Source organism: Arenibacter sp. S6351L (genome assembly GCF_023016025.1).
Lineage (GTDB): Bacteria > Bacteroidota > Bacteroidia > Flavobacteriales > Flavobacteriaceae > Arenibacter > Arenibacter algicola_B.
Genome location: NZ_JALKBB010000052.1, coordinates 1 through 12,514 on the forward strand (window position 1 = coordinate 1; position 12,514 = coordinate 12,514).

Consider the following 12,514-nt stretch of genomic DNA (forward strand, 5'->3'; position numbering starts at 1 on the left):
TGTAAATGTGATTGATTTTCTAATTACCGCCATAATGAACCAATATTATTAATAATGGTTCAAGTTAAGAATAAATTTTGAGGAAGACAACTATCGTTTAATTGAACTTTTGAGAACTGGACTAGTGCTTTTTATAGGAGCAAGGCGTTGCCTACAATCTTTAAAATCAGGCTGTTTATAAAAAGGAAAATGCTTTTTCAAAAAGCTATAAAATCATTTAGGTCCGTCTACCAGTAATTAAAACAATTTTTACTAACTATTTTTCATTGAATTCCATCTCAAGTTTAGCCTCCAAGTCATCAACTACAAGGCCTCTTGCAATTACTCTACCCTTATCATCTATAAGAATATTGTCCGGGACTCCTTTAAGATTATAAATTGTAGCGACATCACCCCAAGGCCCTTTTTCATTCAAAACATGATCCCAAGGTAAACTATCCTCCATAATGGCTTTCAACCATTTTTCCTGGACATGATCCATGGAGACCCCAACAATATTAAATCCCTTATCATGGAACTTCCCATACACTTTTTTAAGGGCCGGATTTGACTCTCTACAAGGGCTACACCAAGATGCCCAAAATTCAATCAAAGTATATCTTTCCCTTAAATCAGAAATTTTTGTTTTTTGACCATTTATATTATTCAGTTCAAAGTCAACATACTTGTCCCCTATTTGTGGGTTTACGTTAAGTTTCAGATATCGAGCTATTTCTTTTCCATAAATCGATGCCTGGGTCTTATCGTTCATCAATGTAAAAAGTTCCGTGAACAATTCCTTGTCCAATCTAAATCTTGATTCATTTAAGGTTCTGGCACTTTCTAAGGAATTAGGAAAATCCCTTATAAATGCGTTGGTAACCTCATAAAGTTCCTCATTTAATGCCTGCATTCTCAAGTAAAGGGTATCTTGTTCTTGATCCGTCAAATTTCCTGTCTTCCTCCCTGTCATTATAATATTACCCAGACTATCTATTTTATTACTAATTGGACGTTTTTTTAGTTCGTGCAAATTCGCCATTCCCTGAGCTTCGCCCCCGACGACTATTGCTTTCTTCAAACCATCATCGTTGATTGTAACGGTTGTTTGGGTGTTCTCCAACCAGAAAAACATAGTTCCCGGCATACCTTTTATTTTAAGCGTTGTTCTTCGGGGCCTATCAATAGTTCCCGAAAATTTGAACTTTCCATCTTTGACAAGGACAGAATCCTTGAAATAGACAGATTCATAGTCCCATTGAAAAATCTCGCAGATACTATCATTGAAACCTTTAACGTTCCCATGTATTTCATAACCAATATTTTTCTTTTCGATTTTGCAAGAGGCTATTATCAAGAAGACCAAAACAAACAGTGCTTTTTTTATCATATTTCATCTTTTGTTTTATCCTTTATTTGAACTATTAAATACTAAAATGATTAATATGCCCTTCTTGTGATGCGAACAACTGTTGGTTGTGGTATGTTACAATTAGATTATTGAACAGCTTGACCTCTTGTTTCGTCAGGTGCCTCACTCCTTCCCTGTTCTCGCTCAAATAGATTGCCAAATTAGGAGATATTGGGTAAAAAAGCTCCATTTCCTTTGGTTCCTCTTTTAAACTACTTGTTCCCTTTGCATTAATAATTGGCTGGTCGGAAGTTATGAAATTTAGCCCTCCCGAAGCTTTTAAAATTTCGACTTTTGCTTTGGAAAAAATCCAATTACCAATTACCACAATAAAAATTAGGTGCATAATGTTTGCCAGCCTTTTCATATCTAAGCCATAATCCAGAATTCCTCCCAGATATAAGTTTTCCCTCATTTTTCTTGTACGGGTATATTGTGCGGCGATATAATTACAGAAATGTCTTTTTTGGTCTTCATGGTCTAAAAACAAATAGCTCTCTTTGTACAAATGGTTAAGAAATTCAATGCCGTGCTGTTCAACATTAGTATGAAAATCCTCTATGGCTGTTTTCCTCGTCTTTTCGGATTTACCGCTCCATTGATAAAATTGATAAATGTCGGAAAGCGGGCCATTGAAGGATGGATCAAATTGTTTTATTAAGTTTACCACAAACCATTTCTCAACATCATCTAGTATTATAGTTTCATAAAAAAACCTTTCGACGGCAACGTTCTTCAAAGAAGTGTAGATTAAGCCCTCAGGTCTTGCACAGTAAATTCTTCCATTAGACGATGACCAAGGCTTTAAGTAATGGCGCCAAACATAATGCTGGTTTTTTTTAATGGCCATGTAGTATCCTTTATTTGAACTTTTATAAATGTTCTAAATCTTCAGGGTTCTTAAAGAGTTCTTGACCCGTCTCAACATTTTTCACACCTATTGTTTTCTGTTTCGCAATATTCACAAAAACTTGCTCAATCACAACATAAATGTTAGAGGAAAGTTCAGGGTGAATCTCAGGTTTGTACTTTACTTTATCTCCAATTTGAAATGACATATTTAATCGTTTAATTAGACTTTGACCGTTGATAATTATCAATTAATGCTTCCGACACGATTTGGGCCTTTTCATCGCTTATGCAATCAAAAGTAATTTTTTGGGTGGTTGTAAATTCTTTTAGCAGCTTGCCAACATCCTCAGCAGTCAGAAAACCATTCTCGCTTAAGTTGCCCAATATATCACTATATCTATGTGACCTAAAACCATCTTCTAACATATCGTTTAATTATACTTTGGTTAATTGGACTAAGGATTTTCATAGGAGGTTTTGTTGTAAAATTTTATTTATTTTCCAACCGTGCTGGTGTTGGCGGCGGAGGCGGTGGAAGATTTTTTTGTTTTCTTCTTTATTTATCAAATTATATTCCTTTAGATCACATCTTCAACGGGGTTTTATATACCATAAATAGTTCAACAATTTGTAGTCTGTTTTATATAAAAGTATAAGCTTGTCTTGATTAAGACAGAAATATCTCTAAGAGTTCATACATGTATGAAAGATATATTTTATTATTATATTCGTTTTAGTAAAAGTTGTATAATCAAACGTTTACAGGGAATATCATACTAGAAAACAAATGAGACGTAAACAAGCTTATCATCCTGTAAAAACAAAATATCTGGGAGAGTTGCATTACCTTTCTGCTGTTACCTTGTTTATTTCATATTTTTTTTTTCAATTAAGCTATGGTCAGTTAAAAAACCAAGAAAAAGAAAGCTACCTATGGTTTGATGAAGTAATGGGTACTGAAAATATTAACTTGTACAACGGGCTAAATTATATTGAAAAATACAAGACAAAAAATGGAAATCATAAATTTTTCAATTCTGAGAATACACTACCAAACTCGTTAATAATCTACGAAGGACAACCATACTACAATGTGAAAATAAAATACGATTCGTTTGAAGATCAAGTTTTAGTTGTATCTAATAACGTTGTTCAGCTTACTCGCGAAAATATATCTAGTTTTACCATTAACGAAAATAGGTTTGTTTACCTCGACACCGCGAGCCAAGACACTCGGTTTATCCACGGTTTTTATGAGATTTTAACAGAGAATCCTTCTTATACCCTCTATAAAAAGCATAGAAAAAAAACAATAAAAAGAATAGATCAAAATACGAAATACTTCGAATTTTTCGATGATAACCAATATTATGTCCATTATTTGGATGCCTACCACAAAATCAAAACAAAAAGAGATCTACTTAAAATTTTTCCAGAGTTTAAAAAGGAAATAAAGGCAAACTCGAAAAAGATTTCACATAAATTAGATTTAGAAAGTTATTTGCTGAACACTTTGCCGAAGATAAATTTTATAAAACCTGAAACCGCTAATCTGGAGCAATGAAATCTTTACTATATCTACTATTGTTTCTGTGTTTTCAGGTATCCTATGCTCAGCATAAAATTGATAACGTATCCGCATCTTTTAAAGATACCAATTTAACAGAAGCCTTACTTTATATAGAAAAAGCAACAGACTATCAATTTTTTTATTTGGACAAATGGTTAGAAAGTAAACATGTTACAGGAGTCTATACCAATGCGCCCTTAGATGATGTTTTAACAGATATATTTAAAAATACGGTTATCAATTTCTATATTACTACGGATAAAAAAATTATTTTAACCCAAAATACGGTAGTCTATAGTACACTCCCCATTGATTTTTTTAAAACCCATGAAGAAGAATCAAGTGTTTTGGAGGATGAAGAAATTAAGACAGCCCCCATCTTGTATATCTCAGAACAAACTATTAACAGTAAAAAGGTAATACGCGTAGGAAAAGAAGATTCTACAAATAGAAAGAATAAATTTACGCTAAACGGGGTTATCAGAAATGCCCAGACTAGAGAAGTAATTCCGAATTTAGCCTTGGTGGTTAAGAACCAAAATATTGGTGTGGTAACCAATATTAATGGCTACTATTCTATTGAATTGCCGGCTGGCCTCAATCAGATTGAGTTTAATGCCCTTGGAATTGAAAAGAAGAAGCAAAATTTAGTAATATATAATGATGGCCAACTAGATTTTGCTCTAAACGAAAGTCTCGAAATTTTAGAAGAAGTAATTGTTAAAGCCGACGCCAATAAAAATATAGAACAAAGCATTACTGGTGTGTCGGAAATTGAAGTAGCAAAAATAAAAACAATTCCACTGGTTTTAGGAGAACGCGATATTCTGAAAGTAGCAACAACCCTACCCGGAATTTCAACTGCCGGAGAGGGAGCGGCAGGGTATAATGTTCGTGGGGGTAAAACCGATCAAAACCTAATCTTACTCGATAATGCTGTAATCTATAACCCATCGCATTTCTTTGGCATCTTCTCTGCTTTAAATCCTTTTACTACAAGTGGTGTTTCGATTTATAAAGGAAGTATTCCTGCCGAATATGGGGGAAGACTATCTTCGGTATTCGACATTAAGACGAAAGATGGTAATGTAGAAAAATTTTCAGGAGAGGCTTCTTTGGGGCCAGTAACAAGCAACCTCGTTCTAGAAGTCCCTGTAATCAAAAATAAATCATCCATTTTAGTTGGTGGAAGAGCAACCTATTCGAAATGGATTTTAAAATCCCTGAAATCGGAATCCTTAAAAAACAGCAATGCTTCGTTTTCAGACCTTATTGCAAAATACCATCACAAAATAAATGCTAATAATGATATAAGGGCAACCGTCTACTACAGTAATGATGCTTTTAACATAAGTTCAGATTCTGTTTACGGGTATGACAATAGGTTGTTTTCCCTTAATTGGAACCACAAATTTAACGACAAAAGCAGTTCGAGTTTATCCCTAACCAATAGCCAATACCGATTTAATATTACCTACGACAATAATTCTGTAGATGCTTTTGATTTAGGCTACCGCAATGAAGAAACCGAGGCAAAATTAAAATTTAAATACCTATATAGAAAGAAGCATAGCTTAGATTTTGGCCTATCGAGCAAACTTTACGGAGTTTATCCAGGCAGTATTCAACCCTTAGAACCGCAATCGAACGTTCTAGGAATTAATATTCCCAAAGAAAAAGGACTAGAATCTGCCATTTTTTTGTCTGACGATTATAAGGTTACTGAAAAGTTATTGTTGAACCTAGGCTTACGTTATTCTTTATTTGCTGCTTTGGGCGAACAATCCCAAAGAATTTATGAAGATGGAATTCCTAAATCGGAAAGCACCTTTGTAGAAACCCGAACTTTTGGTAAAAATGAAGCATTTAAAACATACGGAGGACCCGAAGCCCGTATATCGGGTCGTTATTTTATAAAGCCTGATATATCTGTAAAGGCGAGTTTTGGTAATACCTACCAATTTATTCATACATTATCGAACAATACCACAGTATCCCCAACGGATACTTGGAAACTCTCCGATATAAACATAAAGCCACAACGAGCTAGTCAGGTTGCCTTGGGGCTCTACAAAAATATTGACAATAACACCTATGAGTTTAGCATTGAGAGTTATTATAAAAAATTGAACGATATTATCGATTATAAGGTAGGTTCCGAGCTTTTACTAAATGAGACCATAGAAACAGAGGTCTTTCAAGGCGAAGGCAAGGCCTACGGAATAGAAGTGCTCTTAAGAAAAAATAAAGGTATACTAAATGGTTGGCTGGGGTATACTTATGCCCGATCTCTTATAAGATTTGAAAGTGAATTTAAAGAAGAACAGATTAATAATGGAGATTTCTTTCCTTCGAATTACGATAAACCACACGATATCAGTTTCGTAGGCAACTATAAACTAACCAAACGGTTTAGTCTATCTACTAATTTTGTTTATCAAACAGGAAGGCCTACAACCTATCCCATTGGTACATACGTTTATCGAGGACAAGGATATGCTTTTTATAGCAATAGAAATGAGTTTAGAATTCCTGATTACTACCGAATGGATGTTAGCTTTAATGTAGAAGGAAATCACAAGATTAAGAAATTTGCTCATAGTTTTTGGAATTTGTCCATTTACAACCTATTTGGAAGAAAAAATCCGTATTCCGTATTTTTCGTAACAGAAAACGGTCAGGTTAAGTCTTATAAAAGCACCATATTTTCAGTTCCGATACCGACCATTACCTATAATTTTAAATTTTAATGAAGCAATCTAAATGATTAAAACCAAATTACAGATACGAACTGTATCATTTTTTTTGCCGTTTGTTATTGGCATTTTGATCAATAGCTGCATAGAGCCCTTTGATGCTAAAACGGAAAATTTCGAAACGGCTTTAGTAATTGAGGCTACTATAACTGATGAAATTAAAAAACAAGTAGTTTATTTGGATCGAGCTTCAAAGGTCGAAAATATAGGCCGTAATCCAGAACAGAATGCCCGTGTCTCGATTGTAGATGATGCACAAAACGATTATGCATTTGAAGAAGTTTCACCTGGTAAGTATGTATCCCTTATTGATTTTAGCATCTTACCCAAGGTTACTTATCAATTGCATATACTAACTAGCGATGGCAGAAAGTATACATCTACACCAGAAAAAATACCCGAAGAAACACCTATTACTGATTTTAAGGCAATCGCTTCTACTAATAATAAAGGTCTAGATGGTGTAAGTATAATTGTGACCAATGCAGCCTACCAAGAACCGAAATTCTTTCGCTATGAATATGAAGAAACCTATAAGATTATTGCACCCTATTGGAGTGGAAAAAAAATGCTTTCAACATACCCAGTTACTGTAAATAACGGCATAGCGCTTGAAAACGAGCGTATTTGTTATGCTACAGAGCGACCAAGAGGACTTATTATTCACCAAGACCAAGAGGGTGTTACCAATAGTGGCCTTCCCGAGTTTCAGCTTCGATTTGTAGACAAAGATGACTATATTTTGGCACATCGTTATAGTATTTTGGTACGACAATACACTATATCGAAGGAGGCCTATGTTTATTTAGAAACGCTTAAAAAATTTTCGGGACAAGAAAGTGTGCTTTCGGAAACCCAACCCGGTTTTTTTGATGGAAATGTTTACTCAGAGAGTAGTGCCTCGGAAAATGTTTTGGGTTATTTTGAGGTATCCTCCTTAAGCTCAAAACGGATATATTTTAAGTTTAACGACATTTATCCTGATGAATTGCCTCCAACTATTGGTATGAGCTGTACGGCTTATAGTGCAGGTTTAGATACAAGCCCAACTTTACCGGAGTTGGTGAGAGATAATTTAGTAAGATTTTTTTCAGTTGTCCCTGAAGACCCTTACAGTGCGAATGTTGTTCCAAGAATTTGCGCAGATTGTACTGTTTTAGGGAGTTCTGAGGTTCCAGATTTTTGGGTTGAATAAAAAATGATATGAAGAAAATATTCTTAGCAGTCTATACCATTTTTTTAGCTTCATCTATTTATGGGCAAATTTCTGTAAAAGACAACGTGCTTTCTATATTTAAAGGGCAGATACCCGAAGAACGGATTTTTGTTTATCAAAACACATCGGTATTAGTATCGGGCGAGAAATTATACTATAGTGTTTTCTGTTTAAATGAAAAAAATAATTTGCCAAGTGGCCTAAGTAAAATTGCTTATGTCGAATTAGTAGGAAAAGATAACTTGCTTGTATTTAGGCATAAGATTAGATTGCAAAATGGCATAGGACAAGGTGAATTTTTGATTCCTTCGGCCGTTTCTAATGGAAATTATAAGCTTTTGGGCTATACCCGATGGATGAATAATAAGGGTGATAATTATTTTTTTAAAAGTGATTTAACGATTCTCAATCCCCATCAGAGATATAAAAAACCAACTACAGCTAAAGCACATTTTTCAGCGATTGATTCCGTTGATCAAAACAATGCCGGTTATACACTTCAAAAATCGAGTTTAAACCCAGATAAAAACTTGAAACTAACAACCAATAAAAAATATTACAACCAACGAGAGCAGGTTGTTTTAAAGTTACTGGGCTTAAACAGTTCTGTTTTAAACGGAAATTACTCCATATCGATAAGAAAAACAGATTCTATTGATAAAATTGGAAACAACAATTCCCAGAATTTTAAACTTCAGAATAAAAGTGAAGTAGCTTCTAAAGCGATGAGCAATCCTATTTACTTGCCAGAATTAAGAGGTGAGCTATTTAGTGGGCAGGTAATTACAAAAAGCACAGGGCTACCCGCCGCGTATGTTAATGTGGTGCTCTCAATTCCTGAAAAGGCATTTGATGTTAAAATTTCAAAAGCCGATAAAAATGGATTATTTTATTTCAATGTAAATAGGGGTTTTGGGCCGAAAGAACCCTATGTACATGTTTTGCAAAATAAGGGCCAGTTTGAAATTTTATGGGACAAACCATTCCAATTGGATTATGAGAATTTAGTTTTTGATGATTTGGTAATTACCCCAGATATTACGGATATAATTTTAAAACGAAGTATCAATGCTCAAATTGAAAATGCATATTCCGAAGCAAAACAAGATTCTATCTGTTTAGAAAAACCATATTTACCTTTCTACCTTAGGTATAGCAAAGTATATGATTTAGATGATTACACAAGGTTTCCAACAGTAAAGGAAACATTTGTTGAAATTATAGATTATGTTCAGTTCAGAAAAAATGAAGCCGGAAAACAATTTGTGAACCTAATACAAGAAGGCTTTACACAATCCAACAGTCCGGTTATGGTCATTGTCGATGGAGTTTTCTTGGAGGATCATGATAAACTACCCGATCTAAACGCCAGAAAAGTAAAGAGAATTAATGTTCTTTTTCATCCTATGGTTTTGGGGCCTCAAACGTTTTCAGGACTGGTTGTATTCGAGACCTTTAATGGCAATTTTCAGGATTTCGTTAAAGACGATTATGTTTCTAAGGTGGAAATAATTACACCTTTAGATAAAAAAAAATACTTTAATCAAACTTATACTTCAAATGACCCTGGACTGCCAGACTCTACTAGCCGAATACCTGATTACAGGAATCAATTACTTTGGATTCCGGATTTTAAACTAGAAAAAGAAGAAACAACTCTCGATTTTTTTACATCAGATGTCAGTGGCGACTTTGAAGTGCGTTTGGAAGGTTTTAGCTCTAAAGGAGAGCCTATTTCTGTATTGGAGACATTTTTTGTAAACTAGTTATGGTATGGTGTAGAACAAGATTATATCTTCATTACAGAATCATTAATGCTATCCTATTTTTGAACTTTATTAAATTGGTACATAGTAAAACACCAATCCTATATCCTCTCCTGGATTGTTTGTTGGTGGCATCAAAACTAAACTATCTAGACCTAATAGCTTAACTCTTCCATTGATTACCCCATCATCACGTTTGGTTATAATAATTTTGTCTTCCCTATTATATTTCCAAGTTCCAGTCATAAATGTTCCATCTGCATTAAACAAAAGATATGTCCCATCCTTTTCAAATTGATAGTCATTATTCGGTGATCCAGGCATTCCATTAATCTTTTGTCCATTTGCCATGCCGTAATCCAATTTCCACCTTTGGAAAAGTTCCTTTTCCACTTCAGAAGTTGAATTTGTAGCAGAACCTTTATGAGTACCACACGACCATATGGCAAAGACTAGTGAGAAAAAGGAAAAGTATAATTTGGTTCTACTCATTAATCCTTTATTTGAACTTTGATTTGATTATACCTGTGTCTACCCCTTCAGCTTTTAGTTTCAGTTCTAGGTCATTTCTGTCAAAATCATTTAAATCTTTACCAACCAGCATTTGAATTGCATGTCCCTTAGATACATAGACTTCAATTAATTCAACCAACAATGCCTTTTTATATTTTGTGTCTTTTATTACCGTCATTTTCACCCTTTATTTAAACTTTAACGAATTCGGGGCACACTGTGTCCCGAATTTAAATAGAATCCTTTATTTGAACCTTGACTTCAGCTTAGTTCTATATTGTCACCAGTGCTTTCTATAATTTAATTTCGTAATAGTCAATTTCATATTGATTACATAATTGCCTTTCCGAATCGTTTAATTTCCATGCAACAATAGTTGCCTTAATTTTAGAATATGTCAAAGGCTTCTTGAGTTGAGAGCACCTTAAAACTCGATACTTAATTGCTTGATGTATTCCTGGCAAAACATTGTCAAGTTCAATTTCCACAACTGTATTGGTCTGTCCATTTAGAGGTTCAAACAAGATGTCAACAAGGTCACCAGAAATAAATTGATGCTCTATTTTTGCAATAAAATTTTTGGAGGATAATCCAATAAGAGAAGGGTTTTTGGCTATGTATTCCTTTAATTTTTTATGAGCAGGGCTTTCTCCTCCTTTTCCATATTTTCGTTTTAACATGACCTTCTTTGTATAACTGCCCTTTATCGCTCCTTCTACTATGGGTCTTTCAATTGCATAATCTGGGAAGTCCGATTCCAATAGCTTTAAAATCATTGACTGTGTCGATGCATTTTGAACTACTTGAACTAAATCATGTAAGATTGTTGCAACCTGCTCATCGGCTAAGTATCTGAATCGTCCTTGTTTCCAGTCAGGTTTGGATGAATTATTATTGTTTTTGTGATAAAGCCAAAAATCAAGTTCCTTTGCTTCGTCCAATGTTAATCTCAATGATTGGTTTTTCTGTCCAATGATTTGATGGTGGTCATCAACCAGATCTTTAATCTTAAGAAATCCAACAATTTTTCTCTCCGATTCCGAAGTAGAGGGAAAACAGGTCGTTAATATGGCGATTTTTCCTTTGCCCGTTCTCAACATTCTAAATGGTTCACCCGTCTTGAATTTATTTCCGGGATTCCAAGTCCATGTTTCAAATAATGTACTTTCATTACATGGGTAATCCTCAACTGGTCCTTTGAAACCTCTCTTATAGTACTTTTTACACGAGCATGCAGGTTGACTGCACCATCGTCCTCTCCCTTTTTCTACATTGTAAATGATGTTTTGTATTTCACATCTTTGCTTAAAACCAACAAAAATGTCCTCATCACCATTGTTGTAAATTAAATTACATGCTATATTTTCCATTATCGATATCTATGGTTTCTGTGCTTTTCATCCTTGATTTTAATGCATTCTATTTCAGAAATTATACGCACATGAATAGGCTTTTTTTCTCCAAACTACAACATATACATAAATTAACACTAACTATTCTATTATGGAAATATGTTAATTTGAACTTTTACGTATCTATGTTAATAATCCTTTTTTGAACTTTAGTCTTTCTGTTTTCTTAAATAAAAACCATAAATGATACTCAGAATTAAGTAAATACCAATCCCTAGAACAAATGCATTGATATTTACATTGCCATCTGTTGAGATATTCAAAGCTTCTGTTAAAATACCTCCAGATAATAAACTAACTATTAACCTTACCCACCATTTCTTTATTAGAATCATCCTCTATTTAGACTTTATAACTAGGTTATTATTACTCAATATTAAGGTTGCCGTTGGCATATTTCTGGAATAATGTTTTAGCCTTCTTCGATTTAATCTCTGACAAATTATCAAATGTCACAAACCCTTTTTGAAGGTATTCAGTTAATAAATCTGAGTTTTCCTCAATAGTAATAACTTCTTTATCTAGTAAATAAGAGAAGAATTTTCTAAAACCTTCGTAACTAACATCATGCATTTGCTATCCTTTATTTAAACTTTACTTTAAGTGCTTTGGAAAGTCCATCTTACCCCCTAAGATCCTAACTATGAAAATACCTTTGGTGTCGATATAATAAAAAACTACATGTGATTTGTATCGATACCTCAAAAGCATTTGGTTTTTGACGGCAACATATCTTCTACCCATTTCTGGGTTAATTGCCAATTCTCCCAAAATATCCTTTAAGCCTTTTGCGTATTTCAAAGATTGACTAATCCCGAATTCCTTTATCGTGTATTTGGCAATGGATTTAATGTCACTCCTTGCTTTAACACTAATGACATATCTATTCTCCGGCATTATGCTCATTTATAGCCTCCTCCCAAATACTATCTATAGTCGCATCAGATGGCCCGCTCTCCATCCCATCGATGAGGGCTTCGTTCAAATCCACAATACGCTTTCTTCGCTCCTGATCTTTACGAATAATATCTCTGACGTA

The 12,514-nt window shown here is 34.1% G+C and carries 11 protein-coding genes; 4 read left to right on the forward strand and 7 right to left on the reverse strand.

The genetic code is table 11. From position 1 onward, the window contains the following. Nucleotides 1-256: 256 nt before the first annotated feature. From MWU82_RS23360 to MWU82_RS23370, 3 genes are read right to left on the reverse strand one after another with little or no spacing between them, the layout of a single operon-like run. Entirely contained in the window at nucleotides 257-1,369 is a 1,113-nt protein-coding gene (locus MWU82_RS23360; protein ID WP_247098134.1) for a TlpA disulfide reductase family protein, read from the reverse strand. A gap of 34 nt (nucleotides 1,370-1,403) precedes the next feature. Further along, nucleotides 1,404-2,240: a DUF4238 domain-containing protein gene (locus tag MWU82_RS23365; protein ID WP_247098135.1), complete on the reverse strand. Its 837-nt coding sequence runs from the start codon at nucleotides 2,238-2,240 to the stop codon at nucleotides 1,404-1,406. Between the two features lie 22 nt (nucleotides 2,241-2,262). Next, a complete protein-coding gene (locus MWU82_RS23370) occupies nucleotides 2,263-2,448 on the reverse strand; it encodes a hypothetical protein (RefSeq protein WP_103442459.1) in 186 nt (61 codons plus the stop codon). Nucleotides 2,449-3,029: 581 nt separating this feature from the next. Here MWU82_RS23370 and MWU82_RS23375 point away from each other — a divergent pair. From MWU82_RS23375 to MWU82_RS23390, 4 genes are read left to right on the forward strand one after another with little or no spacing between them, the layout of a single operon-like run. Further along, nucleotides 3,030-3,806, forward strand: coding sequence for a hypothetical protein (locus MWU82_RS23375; protein ID WP_247098136.1), 777 nt, complete (start codon nucleotides 3,030-3,032; stop codon nucleotides 3,804-3,806). Next, a complete protein-coding gene (locus MWU82_RS23380; RefSeq protein WP_247098137.1) occupies nucleotides 3,803-6,562 on the forward strand; it encodes a TonB-dependent receptor in 2,760 nt (919 codons plus the stop codon). Before MWU82_RS23375 ends, MWU82_RS23380 begins: the two co-directional genes overlap by 4 nt. Nucleotides 6,563-6,575: 13 nt before the next feature. Then, nucleotides 6,576-7,763, forward strand: coding sequence for a DUF4249 domain-containing protein (locus MWU82_RS23385; protein WP_247098138.1), 1,188 nt, complete (start codon nucleotides 6,576-6,578; stop codon nucleotides 7,761-7,763). 8 nt (nucleotides 7,764-7,771) lie between these two features. Beyond that, on the forward strand, nucleotides 7,772-9,550 hold the full coding sequence (locus MWU82_RS23390; protein ID WP_247098139.1) for a hypothetical protein: 1,779 nt from the start codon (nucleotides 7,772-7,774) through the stop codon (nucleotides 9,548-9,550). A 72-nt stretch (nucleotides 9,551-9,622) separates the two neighbouring features. Here the strand turns inward: MWU82_RS23390 and MWU82_RS23395 are convergent, their stop codons facing one another. The 4 genes from MWU82_RS23395 to MWU82_RS23410 form a co-directional block, all read right to left on the reverse strand. Further along, nucleotides 9,623-10,042 carry a DUF4923 family protein gene (locus MWU82_RS23395; RefSeq protein WP_247098140.1) on the reverse strand — a complete coding sequence of 140 codons (420 nt, stop codon included), beginning with the start codon at nucleotides 10,040-10,042 and terminating at the stop codon, nucleotides 9,623-9,625. A 7-nt stretch (nucleotides 10,043-10,049) separates the two neighbouring features. Further along, nucleotides 10,050-10,241, reverse strand: a complete 192-nt coding sequence (locus MWU82_RS23400) for a hypothetical protein (RefSeq protein ID WP_247098141.1) — start codon at nucleotides 10,239-10,241, stop codon at nucleotides 10,050-10,052. A gap of 115 nt (nucleotides 10,242-10,356) precedes the next feature. Then, nucleotides 10,357-11,433: a hypothetical protein gene (locus MWU82_RS23405; protein WP_247098142.1), complete on the reverse strand. Its 1,077-nt coding sequence runs from the start codon at nucleotides 11,431-11,433 to the stop codon at nucleotides 10,357-10,359. Between the two features lie 636 nt (nucleotides 11,434-12,069). Further along, on the reverse strand, nucleotides 12,070-12,372 hold the full coding sequence (locus MWU82_RS23410; protein WP_247098143.1) for a type II toxin-antitoxin system RelE/ParE family toxin: 303 nt from the start codon (nucleotides 12,370-12,372) through the stop codon (nucleotides 12,070-12,072). Between the last annotated feature and the right edge of the window lie 142 nt (nucleotides 12,373-12,514).

Bases quoted from the DNA above. Each gene is read 5' to 3' on its own strand.
- MWU82_RS23365 (WP_247098135.1), bottom strand. From the start codon at position 2,240: ATGGCCATTAAAAAAAACCAGCATTATGTTTGGCGCCATTACTTAAAG.
- MWU82_RS23360 (WP_247098134.1), bottom strand. From the start codon at position 1,369: ATGATAAAAAAAGCACTGTTTGTTTTGGTCTTCTTGATAATAGCCTCT.
- MWU82_RS23395 (WP_247098140.1), bottom strand. From the start codon at position 10,042: ATGAGTAGAACCAAATTATACTTTTCCTTTTTCTCACTAGTCTTTGCC.
- MWU82_RS23410 (WP_247098143.1), bottom strand. From the start codon at position 12,372: ATGCCGGAGAATAGATATGTCATTAGTGTTAAAGCAAGGAGTGACATT.
- MWU82_RS23390 (WP_247098139.1), top strand. From the start codon at position 7,772: ATGAAGAAAATATTCTTAGCAGTCTATACCATTTTTTTAGCTTCATCT.
- MWU82_RS23405 (WP_247098142.1), bottom strand. From the start codon at position 11,433: ATGGAAAATATAGCATGTAATTTAATTTACAACAATGGTGATGAGGAC.
- MWU82_RS23380 (WP_247098137.1), top strand. From the start codon at position 3,803: ATGAAATCTTTACTATATCTACTATTGTTTCTGTGTTTTCAGGTATCC.
- MWU82_RS23370 (WP_103442459.1), bottom strand. From the start codon at position 2,448: ATGTCATTTCAAATTGGAGATAAAGTAAAGTACAAACCTGAGATTCAC.
- MWU82_RS23400 (WP_247098141.1), bottom strand. From the start codon at position 10,241: ATGACGGTAATAAAAGACACAAAATATAAAAAGGCATTGTTGGTTGAA.
- MWU82_RS23385 (WP_247098138.1), top strand. From the start codon at position 6,576: ATGATTAAAACCAAATTACAGATACGAACTGTATCATTTTTTTTGCCG.
- MWU82_RS23375 (WP_247098136.1), top strand. From the start codon at position 3,030: ATGAGACGTAAACAAGCTTATCATCCTGTAAAAACAAAATATCTGGGA.